The organism is Streptomyces sp. NPDC052023 (genome assembly GCF_044548465.1).
In the GTDB taxonomy this organism is placed as follows: Bacteria; Actinomycetota; Actinomycetes; order Streptomycetales; family Streptomycetaceae; genus Streptomyces.
The window spans coordinates 36,568-62,388 of record NZ_JBIUBW010000019.1; the positions used below are offsets into that span (position 1 = coordinate 36,568).

General features: G+C 69.6%; 25 protein-coding genes and 2 pseudogenes. 15 read left to right on the top strand and 12 right to left on the bottom strand.

Going from position 1 to position 25,821, the window contains the following annotated elements:
• The first annotated feature begins 120 nt into the window (after positions 1-120).
• From ACIHCM_RS29405 to ACIHCM_RS29415, 3 genes and pseudogenes are all read left to right on the top strand, one after another.
• On the top strand, positions 121-3,891 hold the full coding sequence (locus ACIHCM_RS29405) for a S8 family serine peptidase (RefSeq protein WP_399902212.1): 3,771 nt from the start codon (positions 121-123) through the stop codon (positions 3,889-3,891).
• 332 nt (positions 3,892-4,223) lie between these two features.
• A pseudogene (locus tag ACIHCM_RS29410) lies at positions 4,224-4,783 on the top strand (DUF4328 domain-containing protein).
• Positions 4,784-4,932: 149 nt separating this feature from the next.
• Positions 4,933-5,580 (top strand): GntR family transcriptional regulator, encoded by a 648-nt coding sequence (locus ACIHCM_RS29415; RefSeq protein ID WP_399902215.1) that lies wholly within the window; start codon positions 4,933-4,935, stop codon positions 5,578-5,580.
• Between the two features lie 81 nt (positions 5,581-5,661).
• Here the strand turns inward: ACIHCM_RS29415 and ACIHCM_RS29420 are convergent, their stop codons facing one another.
• Both ACIHCM_RS29420 and ACIHCM_RS29425 read right to left on the bottom strand, forming a co-directional pair.
• Complete coding sequence (locus tag ACIHCM_RS29420; protein WP_399902218.1) at positions 5,662-6,462, bottom strand: carbon-nitrogen hydrolase family protein; 801 nt, start codon at positions 6,460-6,462, stop codon at positions 5,662-5,664.
• Between the two features lie 39 nt (positions 6,463-6,501).
• Positions 6,502-7,881, bottom strand: a complete 1,380-nt coding sequence (locus ACIHCM_RS29425; protein WP_399902221.1) for an MFS transporter — start codon at positions 7,879-7,881, stop codon at positions 6,502-6,504.
• A 97-nt stretch (positions 7,882-7,978) separates the two neighbouring features.
• Here ACIHCM_RS29425 and ACIHCM_RS29430 point away from each other — a divergent pair, with 97 nt between their 5' ends.
• Positions 7,979-8,665 carry a DUF2848 domain-containing protein gene (locus tag ACIHCM_RS29430; protein ID WP_399902224.1) on the top strand — a complete coding sequence of 229 codons (687 nt, stop codon included), beginning with the start codon at positions 7,979-7,981 and terminating at the stop codon, positions 8,663-8,665.
• Between the two features lie 59 nt (positions 8,666-8,724).
• Here ACIHCM_RS29430 and ACIHCM_RS29435 read toward each other — a convergent pair whose 3' ends face one another.
• A complete protein-coding gene (locus tag ACIHCM_RS29435; RefSeq protein ID WP_399902227.1) occupies positions 8,725-9,570 on the bottom strand; it encodes a transglutaminase domain-containing protein in 846 nt (281 codons plus the stop codon).
• 160 nt (positions 9,571-9,730) lie between these two features.
• The gene (locus tag ACIHCM_RS29440) at positions 9,731-9,907 is read right to left on the bottom strand and encodes a hypothetical protein (RefSeq protein ID WP_399902230.1); all 177 of its coding nucleotides are present in this window, start codon (positions 9,905-9,907) and stop codon (positions 9,731-9,733) included.
• Between the two features lie 204 nt (positions 9,908-10,111).
• Here ACIHCM_RS29440 and ACIHCM_RS29445 point away from each other — a divergent pair, with 204 nt between their 5' ends.
• From ACIHCM_RS29445 to ACIHCM_RS29455, 3 genes are all read left to right on the top strand, one after another.
• Complete coding sequence (locus ACIHCM_RS29445; protein WP_399902232.1) at positions 10,112-11,290, top strand: spore photoproduct lyase family protein; 1,179 nt, start codon at positions 10,112-10,114, stop codon at positions 11,288-11,290.
• A gap of 208 nt (positions 11,291-11,498) precedes the next feature.
• The gene (locus tag ACIHCM_RS29450) at positions 11,499-12,182 is read left to right on the top strand and encodes a DUF899 family protein (RefSeq protein ID WP_399902235.1); all 684 of its coding nucleotides are present in this window, start codon (positions 11,499-11,501) and stop codon (positions 12,180-12,182) included.
• A 195-nt stretch (positions 12,183-12,377) separates the two neighbouring features.
• Positions 12,378-13,040 (top strand): GAF and ANTAR domain-containing protein, encoded by a 663-nt coding sequence (locus ACIHCM_RS29455; protein ID WP_399902511.1) that lies wholly within the window; start codon positions 12,378-12,380, stop codon positions 13,038-13,040.
• A gap of 425 nt (positions 13,041-13,465) precedes the next feature.
• Here ACIHCM_RS29455 and ACIHCM_RS29460 read toward each other — a convergent pair whose 3' ends face one another.
• The 7 genes and pseudogenes from ACIHCM_RS29460 to ACIHCM_RS29490 all read right to left on the bottom strand — a co-directional run bounded on the left by ACIHCM_RS29460 (position 13,466) and on the right by ACIHCM_RS29490 (position 17,330).
• Positions 13,466-14,302: a hypothetical protein gene (locus ACIHCM_RS29460; protein ID WP_399902238.1), complete on the bottom strand. Its 837-nt coding sequence runs from the start codon at positions 14,300-14,302 to the stop codon at positions 13,466-13,468.
• 123 nt (positions 14,303-14,425) lie between these two features.
• The gene (locus ACIHCM_RS29465; RefSeq protein ID WP_399902241.1) at positions 14,426-15,457 is read right to left on the bottom strand and encodes a hypothetical protein; all 1,032 of its coding nucleotides are present in this window, start codon (positions 15,455-15,457) and stop codon (positions 14,426-14,428) included.
• A 281-nt stretch (positions 15,458-15,738) separates the two neighbouring features.
• On the bottom strand, positions 15,739-16,038 hold the full coding sequence (locus ACIHCM_RS29470; protein WP_399902244.1) for a hypothetical protein: 300 nt from the start codon (positions 16,036-16,038) through the stop codon (positions 15,739-15,741).
• A complete protein-coding gene (locus ACIHCM_RS29475; RefSeq protein ID WP_399902247.1) occupies positions 16,038-16,271 on the bottom strand; it encodes an amidase domain-containing protein in 234 nt (77 codons plus the stop codon). The genes ACIHCM_RS29470 and ACIHCM_RS29475 overlap by 1 nt, the downstream gene beginning before the upstream one ends.
• 86 nt (positions 16,272-16,357) lie before the next feature.
• Positions 16,358-16,621, bottom strand: a pseudogene (locus ACIHCM_RS29480) (DNRLRE domain-containing protein); the annotation flags it as partial.
• Entirely contained in the window at positions 16,510-16,977 is a 468-nt protein-coding gene (locus tag ACIHCM_RS29485) for a DNRLRE domain-containing protein (RefSeq protein WP_399902250.1), read from the bottom strand. The gene ACIHCM_RS29485 and the pseudogene ACIHCM_RS29480, both read right to left, overlap by 112 nt.
• Positions 16,978-17,063: 86 nt before the next feature.
• Complete coding sequence (locus tag ACIHCM_RS29490; RefSeq protein ID WP_399902253.1) at positions 17,064-17,330, bottom strand: hypothetical protein; 267 nt, start codon at positions 17,328-17,330, stop codon at positions 17,064-17,066.
• A gap of 147 nt (positions 17,331-17,477) precedes the next feature.
• Here ACIHCM_RS29490 and ACIHCM_RS29495 point away from each other — a divergent pair, with 147 nt between their 5' ends.
• The 8 genes from ACIHCM_RS29495 to ACIHCM_RS29530 all read left to right on the top strand — a co-directional run bounded on the left by ACIHCM_RS29495 (position 17,478) and on the right by ACIHCM_RS29530 (position 24,761).
• Complete coding sequence (locus ACIHCM_RS29495; RefSeq protein ID WP_399902256.1) at positions 17,478-17,795, top strand: hypothetical protein; 318 nt, start codon at positions 17,478-17,480, stop codon at positions 17,793-17,795.
• 112 nt (positions 17,796-17,907) lie between these two features.
• Complete coding sequence (locus ACIHCM_RS29500; RefSeq protein WP_399902259.1) at positions 17,908-18,348, top strand: RrF2 family transcriptional regulator; 441 nt, start codon at positions 17,908-17,910, stop codon at positions 18,346-18,348.
• Positions 18,349-18,493: 145 nt separating this feature from the next.
• Complete coding sequence (locus ACIHCM_RS29505) at positions 18,494-19,699, top strand: globin domain-containing protein (protein WP_399902262.1); 1,206 nt, start codon at positions 18,494-18,496, stop codon at positions 19,697-19,699.
• 156 nt (positions 19,700-19,855) lie between these two features.
• Complete coding sequence (locus ACIHCM_RS29510) at positions 19,856-20,425, top strand: group III truncated hemoglobin (protein ID WP_399902265.1); 570 nt, start codon at positions 19,856-19,858, stop codon at positions 20,423-20,425.
• Positions 20,426-20,624: 199 nt separating this feature from the next.
• Positions 20,625-21,602 carry a GNAT family N-acetyltransferase gene (locus ACIHCM_RS29515; RefSeq protein WP_399902268.1) on the top strand — a complete coding sequence of 326 codons (978 nt, stop codon included), beginning with the start codon at positions 20,625-20,627 and terminating at the stop codon, positions 21,600-21,602.
• Positions 21,599-22,939 (top strand): ABC transporter substrate-binding protein, encoded by a 1,341-nt coding sequence (locus ACIHCM_RS29520; RefSeq protein WP_399902271.1) that lies wholly within the window; start codon positions 21,599-21,601, stop codon positions 22,937-22,939. Before ACIHCM_RS29515 ends, ACIHCM_RS29520 begins: the two co-directional genes overlap by 4 nt.
• A complete protein-coding gene (locus tag ACIHCM_RS29525) occupies positions 22,933-23,895 on the top strand; it encodes a carbohydrate ABC transporter permease (protein WP_399902274.1) in 963 nt (320 codons plus the stop codon). Before ACIHCM_RS29520 ends, ACIHCM_RS29525 begins: the two co-directional genes overlap by 7 nt.
• Complete coding sequence (locus ACIHCM_RS29530) at positions 23,892-24,761, top strand: carbohydrate ABC transporter permease (protein ID WP_399902277.1); 870 nt, start codon at positions 23,892-23,894, stop codon at positions 24,759-24,761. Before ACIHCM_RS29525 ends, ACIHCM_RS29530 begins: the two co-directional genes overlap by 4 nt.
• Here ACIHCM_RS29530 and ACIHCM_RS29535 read toward each other — a convergent pair.
• A complete protein-coding gene (locus tag ACIHCM_RS29535) occupies positions 24,754-25,725 on the bottom strand; it encodes a helix-turn-helix transcriptional regulator (protein WP_399902280.1) in 972 nt (323 codons plus the stop codon). The genes ACIHCM_RS29530 and ACIHCM_RS29535 overlap by 8 nt on opposite strands.
• Between the last annotated feature and the right edge of the window lie 96 nt (positions 25,726-25,821).

Sequence of the window (25,821 nt, forward strand, 5' to 3'; positions counted from 1 at the left end):
GTGACACGCCCTTCGACAGCGGCGGATTCTTTCCAGCACCTACGGCACCGACAAGCCGCATGGACATCACGGAACCGCGACGCCAACGCCTCGCGTACGAAGACGGAAGGTTCGCGACTGATGAGACGGATACGCCTCGCGGCTGCTGCGGCGGCGGGGTTGAGCATGCTCACCGGTGCGGTGACGCCGGTGGCGGCGGACCAGGGTGACGGCGCGAGAGCGAGCACGGAGCAGGTCACCGCGCCCGCGGCCGCGGATGCCGGTGCCGACGTGCGCCTGATCACCGGCGACCGCGTCACGGTCTCCGTGGGGCCGGACGGCCGGCGGACGGCCTCGGTGCGGCCGGGGAAGGGGCGGCAGCACATCCTCTTCCGCACCATCGAGCAGGACGGGCATCTGACGGTCCTGCCGTCGGACGCGATCGAACTGGTCACCGCGGGACGCCTGGACCGCGAACTGTTCGACGTCACCTCGCTGATGGCCCAGCGCTACGACGAGGCGCACACCGACACACTGCCGCTGATCGTCGGGGACGCGCCGGGAGTCGCCGACTCGGCGCTGCGCAAGGCCACCGCCCTGGCCGCGGACGGGACTCCCGCCCGCCGCTTGCGGAGCATCGACGCGGAGGCCGTGCGGGTACCGGCCGAGGACCTCGGCGCGTTCTGGAAGCGTCTGCTCCCCGCCGGCGAGGGCGCGGCCCGCGCGGCCGGCACTCCGCGCGTGTGGCTGGACGGCCGGGTCAGTGCCTCTCTCGACCGGAGCACCGCACAGATCGGCGCGCCGGAGGTGTGGAAGGCCGGCTACCACGGCGACGGCGTGAAGGTCGCCGTCCTGGACACCGGTGCGGACGCGAACCACCCCGACCTGGCCGGACGGATCAGTGAGGCGGAGGACTTCTCGGGCAGCTCCGGGACCGGTGACGCCTTCGGGCACGGCACGCATGTCGCGTCCATCGTCGGCGGCTCCGGCGCGGCGTCCGGCGGCAGCCGCAAGGGTGTGGCTCCCGGTGCGGACCTGCTGATCGGCAAGGTCCTCGGCGACGACGGCTTCGGCACCGAGTCGCAGGTGATCGCCGGCATGGAGTGGTCCGTCGCGCGCGGCGCGAAGGTCGTCAACATGTCGCTCGGCTCCGACGCACCCAGCGACGGCACGGACCCGATGAGCCGGACCGTGAACGAACTTTCCGCGTCCACGGGCACGTTGTTCGTCGTCGCGGCGGGCAACGCCGGTCCCGGGCAGGGCACGATCGGTTCCCCCGGCGCCGCCGACGCGGCACTGACCGTCGGCGCGGTGGACCGTGACGACTCCCTCGCCGGCTTCTCCAGCCGCGGTCCCCGGGTCGGTGACGACGCGGTCAAGCCCGACGTGACCGCTCCCGGCGTGGGCATCGTGGCCGCTCGTGCCGCGGGCACCACGATGGGCGAGGTGGTCGACGGCTCCTACGTCGCCGCCTCCGGCACCTCGATGGCGAGCCCGCACGTGGCCGGAGCGGCCGCGCTGCTGGCACAGCAGCACCCGGACTGGACGGCCGGCCAACTGAAGGACGCGCTGACCAACACGGCACGCACCATCGGCGGGCAGAAGGTCACCGAACAGGGCGCGGGTCGCGTCGACCTCGCCGCGGCCGCGCGCACCCCGCTCACCGCCACCGGAACCCTGGCCCTCGGCACGTACGAGGCCGAGGACAGCGGCACGTCCACCCGGACTGTGAGCTACACCAACCACTCGGACGCCCCCGTCACCCTGAGCCTGCGCGCCGAGCTGGCGACCAGCAGTGGCCGCAAGGTCAACGACGGTGCCGTCAGCCTCGGTTCCGGTTCCCTGACCGTCCCGGCGGGCGCCACGGCCGAGCTGCCGCTCACCGTGGACCCCTCCCGCGCCGCGCAGGGTGACTACTACGGCTATCTGACGGCGTCCTCCGCGGACGGCAAGGTCTCGGTGCACACGACGCTGAGCCTGATCGTGCGCGGCCCCGTACACAAGCTGAAGGTCGTGTCGTACGACCTCGACGGCGAGCGCGTCCATTCCCTTCCGACGATCTGGGGCCCCGACGGGTTCGTGGAGTACACCGACCGCGAGAACGCCGTCGCCGAGGTGGAGGAAGGCACGTACCAGATCGTCTCGGGCGGTCTGGAGCGGGAGAACGGCAAGGAGGTGCTGCGGCACATCGTCCTGCCGCAGGTGCGCGTCACCGAGGACACCACCGCCGTCGTCGACCCCCGGAAGACGACCAAGGTCGAGATCCGCACGCCCCGGCCCGCCGAACAGCGCGGCATCCTGAGCTTCCAGACGTACCGGGAGATCGACGGGCACGGCTGGATCGACGGAACCATGTACTTCGACATCGCCGAGGAGCTGTACGTCAGTCCCACCACCCAGGTCACCGACGGCACCTTCGAGTTCGCCTCCCGCTGGCAGCTGGTGGCGCCCCAGCTCGAAGCCGAGGTCGTCGGCGGTCCGCGGGATCTCGGCGCGTTCTACATGCCGCACTCGCCCCTCTTCGACCGGCGGGGTGAGCGGCTGACCGCGGTGGCCGCCGGCTCCGTTGCCGAGCCCGACTTCCGCCGCGTGCGCGGCAAGCTCGCCGTCGTCACCGACGAAACGGGCGAGGGCGGGGCCGAGTTCATGGAGAGGGCCGCCGCTGCCGGTGCCCGTGCCGTCCTCGTGGTCCACTTCAGTGACATCGGCTGGACCCGCTGGACGCCCCACGGGGACCGCTGGAAGATCCCGGCCGTCCGCGTCGGCTCCGGCACGGGAGCCGCGCTGCTGAAGCGGATCGCCGAGCGCACCACCACGGTCGCCTTCAGCGGCACCGCACGCAGCCCGTACCTGTACGACGTCATGCAGGTGTCCGCGCAGCGCATCCCCGAGCGCGTCATCCACACGGTCTCCGAGCGCAACAGTGCCGTCGTCCGCTCCGTGTACGCGGACAACGGAGGCGAGCCGTGGGCGGCGGAGCAGCGCTTCGCCCGCCGTCCCTACCAGGACTTCACCTGGCTTCAGTACACCCGGCACGTACCGACCGCCTTCGAACGGACCGAGTACGTCACCGCGGGCGACACCGAGTGGTACCAAGTGGTGCTCCACCAGACCGTGGGAGAGGGGGACATCGACAGGCCGCTCACCACCGGCCTGCGGGAGGCGCCTCGTACCTACCGGGCGGGCGAGCAGGTCCGGCATACCTGGCAGGGCGCGGTCGTCCGTCCCTCGATCCCGCGCGGCGCGGACCCCAGCACGCGGGACGGCAACATGCTGCGCCTGCGGATACCCGAGTTCACCGACTCCGAGACGGGTCACTGGTCCCGCCGGATGGTGCTCGGCGGTGGGCTCGGCACGGAGCCGACGTCGCGCGACACGGCGAACGCCGAACTGTTCCGGGACGGCGAGAAGGTCCTCGACATGGCGGACGCGTGGCAGGACGTCGAAGTCCCCGCCGGGAGCGCCGAGTACCGGCTGCGCCTGGAGACGATGCGGTGGTCCGCCGAGTGGGACTACGCCACCGCGACGGACACGTCCTGGTCGTTCCGCTCCGGCTCGACCACGGAGGCGACGCGGCTGCCGCTGCTCCAGGTCGACTACGACGTCCCGGTCGACGAGCGCAACGCCGTGGGCCCCGGCCGCACGTACGCGCTGGGTCTGACGGTGCGCCATCAGGACGGGCTGGGCGCTCCGCGCGGTGTGCGCACCGTCGTCGAGGTCTCCTACGACGACGGTAAGCATTTCAGCCGGGTGCCGGTCAGAGCCAAGGGAGCCAACGTCTTCTCGGCCACCGTCCACAAGCCGTCCTCCGTCCGCGGTGACGCCTTTGTGACGCTCCGCGTCACGGCCGAGGACGCGCACGGCAACTCTGTCCGGCAGACGGTGAGCCGGGCGTACCTGCACCGAGGCTGATCCATGGTGGCGGGTGAGAGGGCCGATGCGCCCTCTCACCCGCCACTCCGCGTTGTCCACGGACCACGTGCGTCCGGTCCGGTCCGGTTGTCATGGACGGGCCTCCCACGGCCGGCATATCTTTCCCTCTGCGCGCGCTCTTCCGCGGGCAGTTCCGTTTCCGTGCCCGGGGGGCCACCGTCATGTCCGCGTCCAGCGATCTCCGTCCGCGTCCCGCGCTGCCCGGCCGGGTACCGCGCTCACCGCGCGTCCTCATGGTCTGCGTGTCGGCGCTGCTCGCGGCCGTCGCCCTCAGCGACCTGTTCGCCGTCTACGCCGGCGTTCGGGTGTACATGCTGATCGACGCGGACGGGGGCTTCGCCTACGCCTCCCAGCAGGAACTGGACGGTGCCGACGCGCTGTACCGGACGGCAGGAGAGGTCCAGGTCGTCACATTTCTCGCGTGCGCGATCGTGTTCATCGTCTGGTTCCACTTGATGCGCCGGGTTGCCGGGGTTCTCGGACCGGACCGATTCCGCAACGGCCCCGGCTGGGCGATCGGGTCCTGGTTCATCCCGGTGGCGAACCTGTGGATGCCGTATCGGATCGCCGTCGACATGTGGGGGGGGCCTGCACGCGGCTGCCGGCCGACGGCGAGTCGTACAAGGTCTCGTTCTGGCCGGTGAACCTGTGGTGGGGCCTGTTCGTCACCGCGACGCTGTTCAACCGGTACGCCGCACAGGGGTACCAGGACGCCGAAGCCGTCGGAGACGTCCGGGACGCCGTGCTCCAGGTGATGGTGGCGGACGCCCTGGACATGATGGCGGCGGCGGCCGCGGTGTACTTCGCCGTCCGGCTGACGGCCATGCAGCGGCTGAAGACGGCCGAGGGGCCGTACGGCTCGGCGGCCTGAGCCGATCACCAAGGATGCGTCCGCCTCACAGGCGCCGCGCGCAACGTTTCGCTGAGCGGTCGATGTGACCGCACACCGTGGCCTGTTGCCAGAGAGGGCCGACCCCCGGTCCTTGGCCTCCCGGATGGCGACCGGCGTATACTCGTTGTATGCAATCGCTGGGAATGGCTGCGGCATCGGGGCGGGAAAGGGCGTACGCGTTCCTGAAGGATCACGTCCTGACCGATCCTGAGATGCAGGGGGCGTTCCTCTCGGAGCAGGAGCTCGCCGATCGCATCGGGGTCTCGCGTACGCCCATCCGCGAGGCGCTGCTGCTGCTCGCGGCCGAGGACCTCGTGCGGCTCGTACCCAAGCGCGGAGCGCAGGTCGTGCCGTTGACGGGGCGTGAGATCACCGAGTTGATGCAACTGCGCGGGATCGTCGAGCGGTACGCCGCCGAGCAGGTCATCGCGGACGGCCGGGCGCCGCTGGAGGACCTGGAGGAGATCCTGGAGCGCCAGCGGGGGCTGAGCAGGCCCGAGTTGGCCAAGGAGTTCATCGCCGAGGACCATCTCTTCCACGCGACGCTCGTCTCGGCTGTGGGCAATTCCCTGCTCGACCGCCACTACGAGGGGCTGCGCAGCCGCCAGATCCGGGCCGGGGTGGCGGCGCTGTTCCATCAGCACGGGCGGCAGGCGACGGTGCTCGACGAGCACAGGGCGATCCTTTCGGCGATCGCTTCGGGGGACGCGCCGGCGGCCCGGGCAGCGATCGACTGCCACCTGGACTCCACCCTCAAGGTCCTTCTCGCGGGTTAGCGGAGGCTTGGCCGCAGCGCGAAGGGCCCGCGCTCCACCGAGTTGTGGCTTGGCGGAACACGGGCCCGGGGGGGTCAAGTCTCAGGACCGGGCCAGGGCCCGGTTGGCCAGCACCGGCACGTTCCGGCGCACGGAGGCGACCTCGTCGAGGTCGAGGTCGGCGATCAGCAGCCCCGGTCCCTCTTGGAGTTGGTCCCGTACGGTCCCATCGGGGCCGATGACCGCGCTGAGCCCGATGCCGGTCGGGGCCTTCTGCGGCACCGATGTGCCGGAGGCCGCCGGGTCGGCCTGGTCCACGGCGGCGAGCCAGACCGTGGCGTCGAGGGCTCTCGCTCGGGTCAGCAGCTCCCACTGGTCGCGCTTGCCCGGGCCGGCACCCCAGGACGCCGGCAGCAGTGAGACGACGGCTCCGGCATCGGCATGGGCGCGGAACAGTTCCGGGAAGCGGATGTCGTAGCAGGTGGCCAGGCCGACACGGACGCCGTCCACATCGACGGTGACGACCTCGGAGCCAGGAGCCACCGTGTCGGATTCGGTGAAGCCGAAGGCGTCGTACAGGTGGATCTTGTCGTAGGACGCTTCGACCCCGGAGCCGGTGACCAGCAGCGTGTTGGTCACCTTTCCGGCTTCCGCGGGGGTGAACATCCCGGCGACCACCACGAGTCCGGCCGCCTTGGCGATTCGCCTGACCTCCGTCGCCCAGGGCCCGTCCAGCGGTTCGGCGAGCGGGGCGAGCGGGGTGGCGAAACAGGCCATCGTGGCCTCGGGGAAGGCGACGAGCCGTGCGCCGGACTCCGCCGCCCGGTGTGCCTGTTCCCGTACGGCGGTGAGGTTCTTCTCGGGGTCGGGGCCGGTGGTGATCTGACTCAGCGCGATGCGCATGAGGTGCGGGGTCCTTCCTCAGGCAGGGGTGCCAGGACGTCAGGCGACCGGGGCCGCTGTGCCAGTGCGGGCGGCGGAGTCCGCGATGACCGCCGCACTGTCGTCGCAGGGCGCGTCACGGCCGAGCAGCAGCCCGGTGATCGTGACGGCGGCGGCCGCCGCGATGTACAGGGCCAGCGGAACCCAGGAGCGGTAGGTGTCCAGCAGTGCCGTGAACAGCAGGGGCGCGACGGCTCCGCCGATGACGCCCGCGAGGGTGTACGCGAGGGAGGAGCCGGTGGAGCGCAGCCGCGCGTCGAACTGCTCGGCGACGAAGGCGGCCTGCGGTCCGTACATGAAGGAGTGGAGAACGAGTGCCACCACGACACCGAGCGCCAGCAGTGGCCAGCTTCCGCCGCTTGTCATCGGGAAGAAGACGAAGGGCCAGACGCCCGCGGCCACCGCTGAGATTCCGTACAGCAGCCTGCGGTTGACGCGATCGGACAACGCGCCGGCCAGGGGGATCAGGAAGATCTGCAGCGCGGAGCCGACGAGCACGGCGGCGAGAGCCGAGCCCCGTGACATGCCGAGTTCGGCGGTGGCGTACGTCAGCACGAAGACGGTGAACAGTGCGTACAGCACGTCCGGGGCCACCCGCGAGAGGATCGCGGCCACGAGCTGACGGGGGTGGGTGGTGAAGACTTCCTTGACGGGCGCCGTCGGGCGCTGCTGCGTGGCTTCCATGGCCTGGAAGACGGGGGTCTCCTCCAGCTTCGCCCGGATCCACAGGCCGAAGACGACGAGGACCCCGGAGAGCAGGAACGCCACCCGCCATCCCCAGGAGAGGAACGCCTCCTCGGTCAGCAGCACACCGAGCGCCGCGAGCACTCCGTTGGCGAGCAGGTTGCCCGCCGGGGGCCCGACCTGGGCGGCCGAGGCGTAGAAACCGCGCCGGCGTGGATCGCCGAATTCGCTGGAGAGCAGGACCGCCCCGCCCCACTCTCCTCCGACACCGACGCCCTGGGCGAAGCGCAGCAGCACCAGCAGGATCGGAGCCGTCACGCCGATGGTGGCGTAGGCGGGCAGGAGCCCTATCAGCAGGGTCGCGGTTCCGATCATGACAAGGGTGGCGATGAGCACCTTCTTGCGGCCGATCCGGTCCCCGAGCCGGCCGAAGACGAAGCCGCCCAGGGGACGGGAGACGTAGCCGACGGCATAGGTGGAGAAGGCGAGGAGCGTGCCGGTGGTCGGGTCCTCGGAGGGGAAGAACAGATCACCGAAGACGAGTGCCGCGGCCACCGAGTAGATCGCGAAGTCGTACCACTCCAGGGCCGTGCCGGTCAGGCTGGCAAGGAAGGCGCGGCGGACTGCGCCGCCGCTCTCAGGCTTGTTCACGTTGTCCGTCCGTCCGGGTTCGAGGCGGTGTAGCTGCGATCGCATGGTCGACCTCCCGGCATACTTCTTGTATACAGGTCGTATGCGCAAGCCCTTGGCGCAAAGTTCACCGCTCCGACCATGCGACGAATGGTAAGAAACCATGTCACAGTTGACCTTCATGCTTCCGGACGGCTCGATGCGAGACGTCGAGGTCGTCCAGGTCCTCAACGCGGGGTACGCGGGCCGCGACCAGGAGCATGTCTCCGCACACATCGCCGAGCTGGCCGAACTGGGCGTCCCCGCCCCGTCCGTCACCCCCGCGCTCTATCCGGTCTCGCCCTACCTCGCCCAGCAGACCGAGCGGGTCAGCGTGCAGCACGGCCGCACCTCCGGCGAGGCGGAGTGGGCCCTTGTGGTGGACGACGCAGGCGAACTGCTGCTCACGGCGGCCTGTGACCACACCGATCGCAAGCTGGAGGTCCACGGGGTCGCGTGGAGCAAGAACGCGAGCCCCGACGTGCTGGCCCGCCGGGCATGGCGTCTGGCCGACGTCGAAGCGCGGCTCGATGAGCTGACGCTGCGCGCATGGGTGACGCACGAGGGTGCGGAGTCCCTGATCCAGGACGGCACACTGGCGGAGCTCCTCACGCCCGCCTACTGGGCCGAGGTGCTGCGCGAGCGCGGCGAACTGGTGCCGGGAACCGTCCTGATCTCGGGCACCATTCCCATGGTGGAGGGCGTCGACCAGTTCGCCGAGCGCTGGCGTGTGGAGCTGGCCGACCCGGGCACCGGCGAGACGATCGAGCTCGGCTACGACGTGGTCCCTCTGCCGGTGCCGATCGGCTGACAGCGGTCGGGGGCTGCCTGCGTGTGTGCCCCTGTGGGCGCGCCGCGGCCGCTCACACGTCAGGGTCCCTCGTGTCCCGCCGGCTTCTGGGAAGTCCGGCCGCCGCTCCTCCGGTTGCCCAGCATCGGCTCGGCCAGCAGCCTCGCCATGGGGCAGAGGGTCTGGCCGTGCCGGGCGAACAGGTCGTCGCGGGAGTCGAAGTGGCCCAGGTCCGCGAGGACGTGGGACGAGAGGTCGCAGGATCCGTCGCGGCTGCCGGCCGGGCAGACCGTGGCTCCGTCCCAGTCGACGGCCGTCCGGGACAACGCGTCGAACAGCGTCTCCGCGTCGCCGTTGGTGAAGCCACCGCCCGCCCGCAGGCTCAGTTCGCCCAGGTCACCGAAGATCTCGGAGGCCGTCAGCCAGCGCGCCGCCCGCTGCCCCTCCCCCGCTGCCGGCGCGATGCGGAACTCGGGCCACGCGAGGACGACCTGGTCCGGGACGAGGTGCCGCATCCTCGGGAAGCGGGGGTACCAGAACGCACCGTCGACCAGCAGGCCGCGCACCCGGGTGGGAATGCCATCGGCCCGTGCGACGGCCTCCAGGACGGCGAGCCGCTGGCTGCACGAGCCGCGGCCGCGGCGCAGCACCTCGGACACGGGCCTCTCGTCCTGCACCGAGTACACCGGGCGCACCGCCTCGCTGATGACCCGATGGGCCCGCCGCAGGGCCTCCACCTGCCCGGCGGTCCGCCTCCCGGCGCCTTGGCCGTCCGGCGCGGCACCGATCGTGCCGATCATTGCCGTGACGCGACGATGACGCCAGTCCAGGATGCGGGTGGGCGCCGTGCTCCCGGGCATGTCCGCGCCGGTGGGCGCGGTGCCCGGGAGTACGCGCCGGCCCGGCATGAGAAGCGAGCTCGTCATCGAAGCCGTCCTTTCCGGCCGGCGGTTGACTGCCGGCGGGAACATCCTCGCAGACGTTTTGAACGCGTTCAACTCTTCGGGAGAGCGCATCGACCGCACCCTCGCTCGCCCTCGCTGCCTCTCACGCGCCTTCCCTGTCCGTCGCGCGCCCCTGGCCTCGTCAGCGCCTGCGGCCCCGCCCGGACCAGCCGCCTCCGACGCCCGCGACGTGCAGGGCAAGCAGCATGAGACCGATCAGCATGACATTGGTCGAGGCGAAGACCTCGTTGGTCGAGATGTCCGCCGCGTTGATGAGGAAGGCGATGAAGAACAGGACCGCCGCGATGATGCCCAGCACGATGTGCCTCCTGGAGAGGGAAGTACCACGGAAATGACGGGGTCAGGGCCATGTCGGCCGCCGGTGGTGCCGTGCAACGCGTATGCCCCCGGGCGGCCCCCTCACGCACCCCCGTTCGCGCGAGTACGCGACGGCGGGTATGTGCCCCGTACAGTGGAACGACGGTCTCTCCGGCCCCTCGCACCACCCCGTACGGGAGCACTCATGCACCACCCGTCCGGCAGCCCGGACGACAACGACTCGGGCACGCTGTTCGGGCTCGACGCCCTCGGTCCCGGACCGGCCGCAGCAGACGAGCGCCCGTCCTTCCGGACCTCCGCCGCTGCCCGTCGGCTGCTGCCGGTACGGGAGATCCACGCAGAGCCCGCCGCAGCCGCGTCCCCGCGCGGGCGGCAGATCATCGCCCGCTTCCCCGAGGCGCGAGTGACGCCGGTCGAGTCCCACTGGCGCATTCCCGGGCTGCACGGCAACGAGGGCAACGTCGAGCGCTGGGTGCGCGTCAAGGGCGGGACGCTGGTGCTGGGCGAGAAGAAATCCCTGGTCACGCGACCGAACGGCCGCTCGGCCGACTGGATCGCACCGGGCGCCTCCAACGGGTGCGCGATGGCCTGCGCGTACTGCTACGTACCGCGGCGCAAGGGGTACGCCAATCCCGTCACCGTCTTCACCAACATCGACCGGATCGTCGCCCACATCGCCCGGCACGTCGCCCGGCAAGGGCCCAAACCCGAGCCGAACCAGTGCGACCCCCTCTCCTGGGTCTACGACATCGGCGAGAACGGCGACTGCTCCGTGGACGCCCTGATCTGCGACAACACCGCGGACCTGGTGCACACCTTCCGGCAGTGGCCCACCGCCAAGGCGTCCTTCGCCACCAAGTTCGTCAACCCCGACCTGCTCGCCCTCGACCCGCGCGGTCGGACCCGCGTCCGCTTCTCGCTGATGCCGGCGGAGGACTCCAGGCTGCTGGATGTGCGCACCTCACCCGTCGGCGAACGCATCGGTGCCGCGGCGGACTTCCTGGACGCGGGGTACGAGGTGCACTTCAACCTGTCCCCCGTGATGCTCCGCCCCGGCTGGGAGGCCGCCTGGGCGGAGCTGCTGAGCCACCTCGACGACGTACTGCCGTGGCGGGTGAAACGGCAGGCCGCCGCAGAGGTCATCATGCTCACGCACAACCGTGAGCTCCACGAGGTCAACCTCGGCTGGCATCCCCGCGCCGAGGACGTCCTGTGGCGGCCGGACCTGCAGCAGGCGAAGCGCTCCGAGAACGGCGCCCTCAACGTGCGCTACCGCAACGGGATCAAGGGGGAAGCGGTGCAGACCCTGCGCGACCTGATCGACCGCCACGCGCCGTGGCTGGACGTGCGGTACGCCTTCTGAACGCCCGGAAGGAGCCGTGCCGTGCACAGCACCCTCCCCGCCCCGCCTACGTAGCGCGAGCCCCGACGGCGCGTCCCCGCCCGCAGGGCGTCAGTGCGTGGCGCTCCATAGACTCGAAGAACCGGTTCGGGAGCGCGGTCCTGCACCCCGGGTGCCAGGCCGCTCGTAGTCCGAACCGTGGACCGGGGGCGGCACCGAGGAGGGCGTGATGTTGCGGCACACCAGACTGGCCGGCGAATCGGCGGACTATCTCGACGCCCGCGAAGAGCTGCGCCTGGCCGAGATCGAACTCATGCGGCACCGCGAGAGGGTCGCGGCCCAGCGCCGGGCACTCCCCCAGGGGCCACCGGTCGACGACTACGTCCTCATGGAGGGCCCCGCCGACCTCGGCGTCGGCGACACACCGGTCCGCGAGGTCACTCTGAGTGAGCTGTTCACGGCCCCGGACCGCCCGTTGATCGTCTACCACTTCATGTACGGCAAGCTGCAGACCGACCCCTGCCCCATGTGCACCCTGTGGATCGACGGCTTCAACGGCATCGCGCACCACATCTCCCGCAACGTCGACTTCGCCGTCGTCGCGGCCGCCGACCTGCCGACCCTCCGCCGGCACGCCCGCAACCGCGGCTGGCGCCGGCTTCGCCTCCTGAGCGGCGGCGACAGTTCGTTCAAGTACGACCTGGGCAGCGAGGACAAGGACGGCGAGCAGGACTCCACCGTCTCGGTCTTCACCCGCGACGGCGGCGGCACGGTTCGCCACTTCTACTCCACGCACCCACGCATGGCCGACGACATCGACGAGCGCGGCATCGACCTCATGGCTCCCGTCTGGCACATCCTCGACCTGACGCCGAAGGGCCGTGACGACTGGTACCCGAACCTCGACTACTGACTGCCGGCTGCCTGCGGCGCATGCCTCAGCAGGGTGAGGCCTTTGTGTGACGCCGCGCCGAAGGTGCCGACGCCCCCTCCCGTGGCGGCCCTCGCACAGACGCAAAGGTGAGGCGCGCGTGGAGAAGGGGCAGGAGACGTCGAACCGCAGCGAGCAGTGGAGGACGGAGTGGACTGGAGTCGGTTCGCACAACAGATGGCGTCACTGGCACGAGATCTCCTGGCACAGGGATCGGTGAGCGCCACACTCGACCGCATCACCGGATCAGCCACCGAGCTGGTCGAGGGCTGTGACGCTGCCGGAATCCTCGTCCTGCACGGCAAGCGCGTGGAGACACTCGCCCCCACCGAGCAGCCGGTCATCGACAGTGACCAGCTGCAGGAACGGCTGGGGGAAGGGCCGTGTTTCGACGCCGCGCGCAGTTCGCTGGGCGAACGGGTCTTCCGTATCTCCGACGTCACTGACGAGCGGCAGCGGTGGCCCGCCTATGCGCCGCAGGCACAGGCGCTGGGTATCGGCAGCATGATGGGCTTTCTGCTGTTCACCGAGGATGAGGACCTCGGCGCGCTGAACCTGTACTCCCGCAAGCCCGGCGCGTTCACGGAGATCGGCGAGCTGGCCGGCTGGCTGCTCGCCTCCCACGCCGCGGTCGCCTTCTCCAGCGCTCGCACCCACGCCCAGATGGAGCAGGCCGTTCAGACCCGGCACCTGATCGGCGAGGCCATGGGCATCCTCATGGGCAGCCGCCACCTCACCGAGGAGCAGGCCTTCGACGTGCTGCGCCGCTACTCGCAGGAGCAGAACATCAAGCTTCGGGAGGTCGCCCGCCGAGTCTGCGAAGGGGGCAACATCGAGTAACGGCTGGTCGGGGCGGCCCCTCCGGCACTTTGGCCGAACCGGAGAAGCCTGCGCCGGGGCGGCCCCCTGGGAACGCCGCTCGCCCGGCCTGAGTACTGAGTTGCCCTTTTCCTCCCTGCCACACCTGTTTCAGCACTTCGCCGGCATCGCCTGCACCTGCATCCGCCGGAGCCGCCGCCCCGCGGGCCGGATCCCGACCCGTACTTCGGCGATCGGCGCGAACCGCTCAAGATCCTCCGTCGCGCAGTCGACACGATGTTCGACGGCGCGGCTGCCGACACGCGAAAGCCGACCTGGTGCGAGAAGACACCGTTCGACCTTCTGTTTGAGCTGCTCGCTGTCGGCGACTTCGCGACCGGGGCGACGTTCCCGGCACCATGGGATACGCGTAGCGGCCGCATTGAAGTGACCGGGCGTGTGCCGGTTCAGGGGCGGGGTGAGGTGCCCAGGAGCCGGTGCAGAGAGGCCGTCATGCCCTCGACGAAGGTGTGACGGGTCGTGTCGTCGACACGGTCCAAGGACAGGTACGGGTTGAGGTCTTCCAGCTCGACCAGCAGAAGGTCGCCCTCCTGGGTGCGGCAGGCGTCCACGCGCTGGATACCGTGGTCGAGCGTGTTCCAGTCGATGAAGCGGCGGGCGAAGAGGAGATCGGCTTCGGTGGGCTGGTAGGGCTCAAGAACCCATCGCCGGTCGGGGTCGGGAGCGTGAAGCGCGTACTGGAAGGCGTCGTCGATGAAGTAGAACGACACCTCGTAGCGGAAGTCGATGCGGGGCTGGACCAGGATGCCGGCGTAGGAGAGGCCGTCCAGTTGGTCCCGGGAGACGAAGTTGAGGCCGATGGAGTCCGCCCCTGCCTTCGGCTTGACCACGTACTGGTCGGTCTCAGGCAGCAAGCCGAGGGCCTGGGGCCGGTCGGCGGTGGGGATGACCGGGTAGCCCGCAGCCGTCAGGTCCAGCAGGTACTGTTTGCCGGCCATGTCGGCCCGGCCGGACAGCGGGTTGTAGAGCAGGGTGCCGAGCGTTGCGGCCCTGTCCCGGAAGGCGTCGTACTCCCGCCGGTAGTGCAGCACGGGTCCACTGTTGCGAACCACGACCGCGTCGAAGGCGTCCATGAGAGCGGCGGCGTCCAGCGGATTGCACAAGGCGACGTCGAAGTCGTTCCGCAGCCGCGACGACAAGAAGATGTCCTCGTCGCAGTAGCGTCGCCCCTGGGCCTGGTAGGCGAGATCAGTCACGAACAGAACGCTGGGGCGGCCGGGCACGGGGCATCTCCTGGGTCGGTGGCCACCAACTTACCCAGCCGCCGGACGCCGCCCTGCGTCCGGGCCCAATGGAATTCCCCGCAGAACCTGCTGCTCCACGAGCGCCCCTCGCCGTGCTCACCACTACTTCTCGGCCCAGTACGCGGCCCGCACCTCCCCCTCCACGAAGTGCCGGCGCGGCAGACGCAGCCCGAGGGACTCCTCCAGAGCGTGGAAGTACAGCTCGAAGGTGTTGGTCACTTCGGGGTGGTCCAGTTCGGCGCGGCGTACGGCGCGGTTGAGGAAGTCCAGTTCGCCGCCCCGCAGATAGGGGGCATGGCCGCGTTCGTACCAGATCAGCTCCAGCGCGCCCCAGTCGTCGTCCACGCGGCGACCGTCCCGCATGTAGTCGAAGGTGTAGATGGCCTTCGCGGCGGTGGCGGTCAGCCACACGCTCTCCATGATCCCGAGCGCCGCATATGCCTCCTGGTCGGCGAAGGCCCCTGGCGGCATGTCGTGGTGCAGCAGGAACGTCCACCCGCCTGCCTGACCGAAACAGCAGCTCTGCCACTGGCGGTCCCAGTGGACCCGGCCGCTGTCCACGGCCCGCAGGTCCTTCAGGCGCGTGCCGGCCGCGACCTGCACGGGGTCGGCCCCGTAGAGCAGGGCCAGCCGCTCGGCGTCGACGGTTCGCCCGGACGCCGCGCGGAAGAAGGCGAGGGTCGAGTACGGGTTCTGCTCGCGCCAGGGCCCGGCTATCCACGCGAGCCCATCCAGTGGGTCGCGCCCGCACGCTTCGACCGTTCCCGTATCGTCCAGGCCGCCGCTGCGGAACCGTCTGCCCCACGCCGGGTCGATCCGCTCCAGCGTGGCGGCCACCTCCTCGAGACTGCCGCCGCGCCGACGCACCGCGGCCTCGGCGATCAGGTAGAGCGCCTGTTCGAGGTCGCGGGTGGCGAAGACCTCCCGGTAGGGGCCGTAATAGCCGCGCACTGTGCCGTTCTCGTCCAGCAGCAGGTGCAGGCCGTCGTCCTCCGCCTCCTCGGCGCGCTCGGCGTACTCCTCCAACTCGTCCGCCGAGAACGCCACGGGCGGCAGCCCGACCCCGTGGAGCAGGGCGTGTCCAGCGGCCGTCCGCTGCCAGGCCTCCGCAAGTGTCCGCTTCGTGATCTCCATGGCGTCAGCATAGGAAGAGCCACTGACAACCGGCCGATCCTCTCGGCGGGTCAAATCCCGGCCGCCCAGAACGGATTGAGGCCCGTCCCGCCGCCGCGCCCCGTCCAGGGCGTGTGTGGGAAGTGTTCTAGGTTGGCTCAAGTGAGGACGAGGTGGCGGAGTTACACGATCGTGCACGGAATCGCATCGACACCCATACAGAGTTGATGAAGGGCCGGGCCCGCAATACGGGCCCGGCCCCCGGCCGGTCACCTGCCGGCATCAGGCGTAATGCCCGCCGGTCACCACAGAGAGATGTACGGGGACATCGCCGGATACCAGGCCAGCGCGAGGCACGGCAGCAGGCACAGCCGGGCCGCCGTCAACGACCAGCCGACACGTCGCGGCCACAACTGCTCACGCGAGACCAGGGCCAGAGTCAGTAGGAGCGAGACCGCGAGTCCGATGCTGGACCACTTCATGTACGGAACATCCGCGAGGAAGACGTACGGGTCATCTCGCCAGGTCCACAGGGTCCGGGCGACGAGAAGGGTCAGCACCGCCTCTGCGGCGACGATCCACACTCCGGGTCCGCGCCGCATCAGTACCACTCCGGCTTGGGTCGGGAGATCCATATCTTCATCTTCGGCTCTGCGCTCCTCTGCGCGGCAAGGCTCCGATACTTGTAGTTCTTGTTGTGCTGGGACACGTAGATCTTCCCATTGCTGATCTTGCTGATGATCGAGGCGTGATCGACTTTCCCGTCGCCCTTCCAGTCGTAGAAGATGATGTCACCGAGGAACGCATTGCTCGTGCTCCGCTTGGAATGGAGCATGTGCCGCTCCAGTAGTGGTTGAACCTGATCTTGAGGTGCGGTTCGGTCGAGCCGTCGCCGGAGACGTAGTTGGCAGACCGGAAGCGGCGCCAGGTGTAGGAGTCGGTTTCGTTGACGCCGCGGATCAGCAGGCCGTGGTTGGCGGTGCCACTGGTCCACGCCTTGACGATGGCGTCGATGTCGAAATTCATCGTGCCGGCCGGGCAGGTTGCCGAGTAGCCCTTGGCCTCGGTGTTGATCACCTGTCCTGTGGTGGTGGAGGCGGGCGGGTCGGCCCAGGTGACCGTGGACGACGACCACGACTCGGTGATCCGGCCGTGCCGGTGCCTTCGGTGCAGGAGGAGGACCAGTCCGAGTACAGCGCCAGGTTGGTGTCGATAACATTGACACCTCCGTGTGCCGACAGATCGAACTTCAGGAATGAACGCGCAACGGTTGCACCGCCGTTGTACGTGCCCGACTTCAGCTCCGGTGAGGAGATCTGTGAGTCCGGGTAGTTGGTGGCGACCCACGTGTCGGTGGTGACGGCGAGGGTGCTGGTCGGGTCGACGGTGACCGGGTAGGTCAGGTCCTGCGCGAAGTAGCCGGCATCCGGGCGCAGGACAAGGGTCTGCGAGCCGTCGGCCGCGGTCTCGATCTCGGTGTCGACGGGCGCGATGTGCTTGGACTCACCGGACCGTTCGTCCACCGAGGAGTCCCACATCATCGGCGCCGGCGCCTCGGCAACCAGCCTGCCTACGTTGTCCTTCAGCAGCAGGTGGCCAGAGTCCGCCTCGGAAAGGGTGAGGCCCTTCAGGGCGACCGGAATGCGGTAGGTGAGGTCGCCGCTGGGGACCTCGTCGAGGAGGACGTTCTGGGAGAAGCCTGCTTCAGGGCGGTGACCGTCAGGGTCTGCCCGTCGCCCAGGTCGTAGGAAGCCGTGTCATTTCTCACCGACGGCGTGGGCAGGGTGTCCTCCCAGCCCAGCGCCAGGGAGGTGGCGCCCTTCGAGACGGCGGCCAGCTTCTTGTCACCGCCGTCGGATACGGTGATGGCCGCGGCTGCGGTCTCTGGCTCCAAGGCGGCGCCCTTATCGACAAGGTCGGTGTCGGTTCTGGATCTTGACGTTGCGCCGGGCGGCCTCCTCTTCGCTCAACCGGAGCAGCTTCGCGATGTCCGGCTGGTCGTCATCGGCTGTGACGGCGCGCGCCGGACGGTTCACTATCCATGCCATCTGGTACCACCGACGACACAGACCTCCACACGGAAGCCGATTCGCGCACGCCGGCCGAGTGCGAAACCGTGTCCGTGTGGGCCACATGTCCGTCCGCGAGACGCGCTGTCGTAGCCGGCCACAAGAACAGGGACCTCCCCGACGACCCCGCCATTCTCGACGAAACGCGGCAGTACCTGCTGGACGCCATCCGGATTCTCGGCGAAAGCACCACCGCCCGCGAGCACTTCGACCAGATGACGGCGCGCCACCCGGATCGGCTCAACCCCGGACCGGTGTCGTACGGAGCGCTCGGATTGCTCGGAGAATGACCCCACCCGTCCTGGACGTCGAGTCGCTGCACGGACGCCACAGTCGCTGCCTGAGACCGGGCTCACACCGCTTAAATACGCATCTCAGATGCAACAATGCTACGGTTCGCTCGTGAGGCTGACCAGATACACAGATCTCGCGCTCCGGGCCGTGATGCGACTGGCCGTGATGGACGGCGACCAGTTGCTCACCACACGCCAGATCGCCGACGCCATGAACGTGCCCTACACGCACATGGCGAAGGCTGTCGCCGAATTGCAGCATCTGGGCGTGATCGAGGCTCGACGCGGACGTAACGGAGGACTGTCACTGACCGACGCGGGCCGGAACACCGCGGTCGGTCAACTGATCAGGACACTGGAGGACGACCGGGAGGTCGTCGTGTGCGAGGGCGACACCCCCTGCCCCCTCGCAGGCTCGTGCCGGCTCCGCCGCGCACTACGGCAGGCGCAAGAGGCCTTCTACGCCTCGCTCGACGACCTGACCGTGGCCGATCTGGTGCAGTCGCCGACGGGACCGGTACTGCTGGCCCTCGGCTCCTCCCTCACCTGACCGGCCGGGCATCGACCCCGGCAAGTCCCCGTCACCCCCGCCCACTCAACCGTCATCGACCCAGGGTCGCACCCTTGTCCGGCCACGACCCTAAATATGAATCACAGATACTAATTCACGGTACGCGAAACCAGGAGTGTGTCCGATGCTCTCTGCACGGTCGGTCCCCGTCATCCAGACCACGCTTCCCTCCGTGGGAGCCTCCCTGACCAGCATCACGGAGCGGTTCTACCAGCGGCTGTTCGAAGAGCGTCCCGAACTGCTGCGGAATCTGTTCAACCGGACCAACCAGGTCAACGGCTCGCAGCGGGAGGCACTCGCCGGTGCCGTGGCCGCCTTCGCCACCCTGCTCGTCGAACGGCCGGACGAACGGCCGGACGCCATCCTGTCCCGAATCGCCCACAAGCACGTCTCGCTCGGCATCACCGCCGACATGTACCCGCTCGTCGGCCGCCACTTGCTCGCGGCGGTCGCGGAGGTGCTGGGCGACGCCGTCACGCCGGAGGTCGCCGCCGCGTGGGACGAGGTGTACTGGCTCATGGCCAACGCACTGATCGCGGCCGAGGCCCGGCTGTACGCCGCGGCTGATGTGGCCGACGGTGACGTGTGGCGCCAGATGATCGTCACCTCGCGCATCGAGGAGTCCGCCGACGCCGTCTCGCTCGTCCTGAGCCCCACGGGCGGCCGGCCCACGAGGCCGTTCCGGCCCGGACAGTACGTCAGTGTCCGCGTCGAACTGCCCGACGGCGCCCGGCAGATCCGGCAGTACAGCCTCTCCACCGCGCCCGGACAGGAGACCTGGCGTATCACCGTGAAGCGGGAGAGGGCCGCCGACGGGACCGTCCCCGATGGCGAAGTCTCCTGCTGGCTGCACCAGTACGCGAAGGAGGGCTACGTGCTGGACGTCTCACTGCCCTCCGGTGACCTCGTTCTTCCCGAAGCCGACAGCCCGCTCCTGCTCGCTTCCGCCGGCATCGGCATCACCCCCATGCTGTCCCTGCTCGGCCACCTCGTCCACACCGCCTCCACCCGCCCCGTCACCGTCGTCCACGCCGACCGCGGGCCCGATCACCACGTCCGCCGTGCCGAGCAGACGGAGCTGGCCGGCCGACTGCCGGGTGCGGAAGTCCACTTCTGGTACGAGAACGATGCCCACGACGTGACGGGACCGCAGATCCACGCCGGCCGGGCCGCACTCGACCGCTTGGACATCGCGCGCGACACCACCGCCTACCTCTGCGGTCCGCTGCCCTTCATGCGCGAGATGCGCGGTCAGCTGCTGGCCCAGGGGCTCCACCCGTCCGTCATCCACTACGAGGTCTTCGGCCCCGACTTGTGGCTCAGCAAGTAGACACAGTGCGCTACGAACGCCGCGCCGACGCCTGCCCCCGAGCGCTGGGTGTTCGGTGCGGCGATGCCCGCCCACCCCGCGGCGTGCCGCACGTCGTGGCAGAGGTACTGAGACCGGCGGCTTTGCGGGAGCCGTGCTCGCCTTCGGAGGCTTCCGGTGACCGATGACGTGACCGACGGTGTGACAGACGACGTGACGGACAACGTGACAGACAACGCGCCGCGCGACCCGGCCGTATCGGCCGGCGACCGACCCGACATCCATGACCGTGCGGCTGTCGAAGGACTCGTCGCGGCGTTCTACGCCGAGGTCCTCGATGACCGCCTGATCGGTCCGCTCTTCACCGAGGTCGCACGCATCGACGTCGCGCAGCACCTCACCATCATGGTCGACTTCTGGGAGAGCGCCCTGCTGACTCCGGGCGTCTACCACGGCAACGCCCTGCGCGCGCACCGCGAACTGCACGCCAAGAGCCCCCTGCGCGCCGATCACTTCGAACGCTGGCTGCACCTGTGGACCGCGGTCGTCCACCGCAGGCACGAGGGCCCCGTGGCGGAACGCGCTGTGACCAAGGCCCATGCCATCGCCCGCGCCCTGCTCCACAACACGGCGGGCCGCGACGAATCAGCACGGCGCCCCGGGCCCGTCCTCCTCCAGATTCGGCGCTCTCCACAAGAGGCTGCCACGCACGGCCATCAATCTCAGATTGAGGCGACCCGTCAGTAAATAATTGCTTAATTACCGGACATACCCGTAAATTCCCTGCTGTGGCTTCGAGATGTCACGGGCAGACGGGCCAAGAGGTGAGCACGTACGACCGCGTCGCAGTGACGACCGGCATCGCGCTGCGCGATCCACCGACGCCGTCCAGCCGACGGGGCGGTGACGCCGTCCCTGACCTGCGTAGCGAAGGACAACCTCGCCGATGACCAATCGCACGACATCCCAGGCCGACATCCGCGGCTTTCGCACGGGCGACGGACCGCAGGTGGTGGAGGTCTGGCGGCGCAGCGCGCCGGCCGACTCCGTCACCGCGGACCGCTTCCGCTCCCTTGTGCTGCTGGACGCCAACTTCGATCCGGAAGGTCTCCGGATCGCCGTCGAGGGGGACCGTGTCGTCGGTGCGGCCTACGCGGTGCGCCGTCTGACGCCGATGGCCGGCACCGACCTGGAGCCGGAGCAAGGCTGGATCCCGTTCTTCTTCGTCGACCCGGCCGCACGCGGGCGCGGCCTCGGCCGCCGGCTGCTGGCCGACGCACTCGACTGGCTGCACGGCCACGGCCGTAGCCGCGTGGACTTCTCCTCGTACACCCCGAACTACGTCCTGCCCGGCCTGGACTGCGACACCTACCCCGAAGCGGCCAAGCTCCTGGAGTCCCTGGGCTTTCGCACGCTGTACGAGGCGGAGGCGATGGACCGTGGCCTGGTGGGTTATCGCCTCCCGGAGGAGGTCGCCCGCCGCGTGGCGGAGTGCAGGGCGCGGGGATACCGGTTCGCCACCCCGTCCGACGACGACCTGGTGGATCTGTTCGCGCTCGCCGGGAGCCACTTCGGTCCGGACTGGGCCTGCACGATCCGGGCGGCGGTGGCCGCGGGCACGCCGCTCGACCGGATCGTCGTCTCCTGGGACCCTTCGGGCCGGATGGTCGGCTGGGCGATGCACGGCGCGTTCGACGGGGTGGACGAGCGGTTCGGCCCGATCGGTGTGCTGGAGGAGATGCGCGGCAGCGGACTCGGCGAGATCCTCCTGCACCTGGTCCTGGAGAGGATGCGGGCGCGCCGCGCGCACTCCGCGTGGTTCCTGTGGACCGGCGCGCAGTCCCCGGCGGGCCACATGTACCGCAAGACCGGCTTCACCACGACTCGGGTGTTCCGTGTGATGCGCCGGGAGGTTGCTCGATGACGCCCGCCCGCCGCAGCGGCGGCCTGAGCCGGCGCCACTTCGCACTGGCGCTCCCCTCGGCGCTGCTCGCCTCCGGATGCGCCGCACCACACCAGGGCACCGGGCGACCCGGCGACCCGATCGTCCTCACCCTGCTCACGCACTACGCGAGCGGGGTGCTCAAGGAGGCCCTGCAGGGCCCGGTCGACGAGTGGAACGCCGGCCACGACCGGGTCAAGGTGCAGACCAAGGCCGTCGAGTTCACGGACCTGCTGACCACGTTCATGGTCCGGCAGGCCGCGGGCCAGGGCACCGACATCCTCCACCCGTACTGCTTGTGGAACGGCCAGCTGGTGCAGGCCGGCGTCCTGCGCTCCGCTCCCGGGGAACACGCCGAGGAGATCACACGCGGCTACAGCGCAGCCGCGGTCGACGCCGCCTCGGTGGGCGGCCAGGTCTACGGCTACCCCACCGAGGTGCAGACGTACGCCCTCTACTACAACAAGCGGCTACTGCGCGAAGCCGGTGTCGACGGCCCGCCACGCACCTGGCGGGAGCTGGAGGAGACCGCCTACCGCACCGCCAGACGTGACCGGTACGGCAACACCCTGATCCAGGGCTTCGGGCTGTCGACCGCTGACGACTCCACCACCGTCGGCCAGACGCTCGCCCTTCTCAACGCCGCCGGCGGCAGATTCGTCGCCGAGGACGGCAGGAGCACCGCCATCGACTCACCCGCCGGACGTGCCGTGTTCGATCTGGAGCACCGTCTCGTCACCAAGGGTGCCAGCGCCCCCGGTGTCAACGTCTACAAGGCGTTCCGCTCCGGGCAGGTCGCCATGGTGGTCAGCGCCGGCTGGTGGACGGGGAGCCTGAAGACGCTGATGGGCAAGGACTACCGCGACGTCGGCGTCGCGCCGCTGCCTCTCCCCGAGGCGGACGGCAAGCGTGCCACGCTCTCCACCGGTTTCATGCTGGGGGTCAACGCGGCCAGCAAGCACCCCCGCGCGGCCTGGGAGTTCCTGCGCTGGCTCAACACCGAGAAGGTGCGCGCCGGGAGCGCCGAGGTGGACGGAAAGGTGACCCGCATGAGCTCCCTGCAGGTGGCGGCGGGCTCCCTGACCGGCCGCGCCGACGACATGCGCACGCTCCTCGGCGCGCACAGCGATCCGAACCTGCGCCCCTTCCTGGACGCGTTGGCGTACGCGGTGCCGGAACCGAACGTGCCCGGCGCGCAACAGGCCAAGTCGCTGCTGCGCAAGAACATCGAGGCGCTGTGGACCGGTCAGCAGTCGGTCGACCAGGCACTGCGCACCACCCGACGTGAAGTCGATCGAGAGGTGTCGCGCTCATGGTGAACGCACTCACGCCGGCGACGACCGAGCGGGTGTCGCCGAGCACGCGCTCCGCCGGGCGAGCCGTCGACGGCCGCGCCCGGACCCGGCGCCACCAGGCGGTCGTCGCCTATCTCTTCCTGGCGCCGACGTTGCTGTTCTTCGCCGTGTTCCTGATCCTGCCGCTCGGTTTCGCGCTGCTGCTGTCGCTGTCCCGCTGGTCCGGGTTCGAACTCGGTGGCATCCACCTGGTCGGCACGGACAACTTCGCGGGTCTCTTCACGGACGGATCGGCGTTCCTCGCGCCGATCCTCACCAACACCCTGCTGTTCGCCCTGGGCACCGTGGTCCTCTCCCTCGCCGGCTCCGTGCTCGTGGCCACGTGCATCGACAATCTGCGGTTCCAGGGTCTGTGGCGCACCCTGTACTTCCTGCCGATCGTGACGACCGTCGTCGCCGTCGGCAACGTGTGGAAGTACATGTACGAGCCGGGTGGTCTCGTCAACGGCGCGCTCAACGCCCTCGGCCTCGGCTCGGTGGCGTTCCTCCAGGACCCGGACACCGCGCTGCCGTCGGTCGTGGTCGTGCACGCCTGGGCCTCGGTGGGCTCGGCGATCCTCGTCCTGACTGCCGGGCTGAAGTCCATTCCCGGGTCGTACTACGAGGCGGCGGCACTCGACGGCGCCGGGCCGGTCACCGTCTTCTGGCGGATCACACTGCCGCTGCTGCGGCCGTCCCTGCTGCTGGTGTGCGTCACCCAGCTCATCAGCGGCCTGCAGTCGTTCGCGCTGATCACTGTGATGACCAAGGGCGGGCCGGGCGGCGCGACCAATGTGGCCGCTTTGGAGATGTACCGGCAGGCCTTCTCGTACGGCCACTGGGGCCCGGCGAGCGCCGCGGCGTTCGTGCTGTTCGTGGTGGTCCTCGCGGTCACCCTGGCGCAGCTGTGGATCTTCCGGCGCAAGGAGGAGGACGTATGATCCGCCGCCGTTTCCCGTGGTTGTCGTACCTGGTGGTCGTGACCGGCGCCGTGCTCACCGTGGTGCCGTTCCTCGACATGGTGATGACGTCGTTCAAGGGGGCCGGTGAGGCCGGCTCGCTGCCGTATCAGTTCCTGCCCAAGGCGTTCGACCTGTCGAACTACCGGGCGGCGATCGACCAGCTCAACCTGCCGGTGCTCTTCCGCAACAGCGTCGTCGCGACCGCCGTGATCACCGGGTCGGTGCTGGTCACGTCGTCTCTCGCCGGCTACGCGCTCGCCAAACTCCGCTTTCCCGGACGGAACTTGATCTTCCGGCTTGTGCTGTCCACGATGATGTTCCCTCCGTTTCTCTTCTTCATTCCGCACTTCCTGATCCTGGTGCACTGGCCGCTTGCGGGCGGCAACGACCTGTTCGGGGCGGGCGGCGCCGGCCTGACCGTGAGCATCGCCGCGCTCGTCATGCCGTTCCTCGTCAACGGCTTCGGGATCTTCCTGATGCGCCAGTTCATGGTCTCGATCCCGGACGAGGTCCTGGAGGCCGCCCGCATCGACGGTGCCGGCGAGTTCTGCGTGTGGTGGCGGATCGTCGTCCCGCAGACCACGCCGGTCGTGCTGACGCTCGGTCTGCTGACGTTCGTCAACGCGTGGAACGAGTACATCTGGGCGCTGCTCATCTCGACCGCCAACCCTGACGTGATGACCCTGCCCGTCGGCATCCAGTTCCTTCAGGACTACGTGGATCCGACCCGCACGATGCCGATCCTGATGGCCGGTCTCGTCCTGAGCGTCCTGCCGGTCCTGATCCTCTTTCTGCTGCTGCAGAAGTACTACATCCGCGGTGTGATGCTCAGCGGCCTCAAATGACTCCGTAGCAGGTGGCGATCGCGGCCGCGCGGTCGTGCAGTGCGGTGCGCAACCACTGCGGAGTGAGGGCTTCTGCGTCAGTGGCGAGCTGCCACAGCGCCCATTCGGCGTGGCGTGCGTCCTGGAAGGTCACTTCCAGGCGCAGCCGGCCGTCCGCGTCGGCCTCCTCGGAGCAGACCGCCAGCGCGGTGCCGGCCAGTTCCTCCCGTCGCGCCGGATCCACCCGTACCAGCGCGGCGACCTGGTCGCCTCCGGACCGGAACCGCGTACTGCGTTCCTGCCAGGCCCGGTCCAGATCGACCTGGTCCGGTCGCCGTGCGGGTGCGTCGAGTTCCTCCGCGGCCGAGACCCTGGAGAGGCGGTAGGTGCGTTCCGCGCCAGACCTCGTGGCCAGCAGGTAGCCCTGGTCGCGTACCGTGACCAGCCCTATCGGGTCCACCGTGCGCCACTTCGGGGTCTGGTCCACAGCCGCGTAGCGGATACGGAGCTTGTGTCCGGCGACCACCGCGCGCCGGATCTCGGCCATCACGGTACCGGGTACCTCCTCGGCGACCACGCGGCGCGAGAGGAGATCGGTCTCCGGGTCGATGAGCAGGCGTTGCGCCCCGTCGGCCGCGGTGTCCCGATCGCCTTCGGGCAGCGCGTCGACCACCTTGAGCATGGCCGAAGCGAGCGCCGAACCGAGGCCGAACATCTGTGCGCCCCGCCGTGATCCGGCGACCAGCAGGGCGAGCGCCTCGTCGTGGTTCAGTCCGGTGAGCTCCGTGTGGAAGCCGGGCATCAGCGCGAACCCACCGTGCCGGCCTCGTTCGGCGTAGACCGGGACGCCCGCTGCGGACAGGGCCTCTATGTCACGCAGCACGGTACGGGTGGACACTTCCAGCTCGCGGGCCAGTGTGGCCGCGGACAGCCGACCACGCCGGCGCAGCAGCAGCACCAGCGAGACCAGCCGGTCGGCGCGCATACGGACACCCTTCTGGAATACACGACACAGGATGTCACGGTTTCCTTGGGAGGCTTCCACATGACGTCGAAGAGGTACGGCCACCGGGCCGGCAGG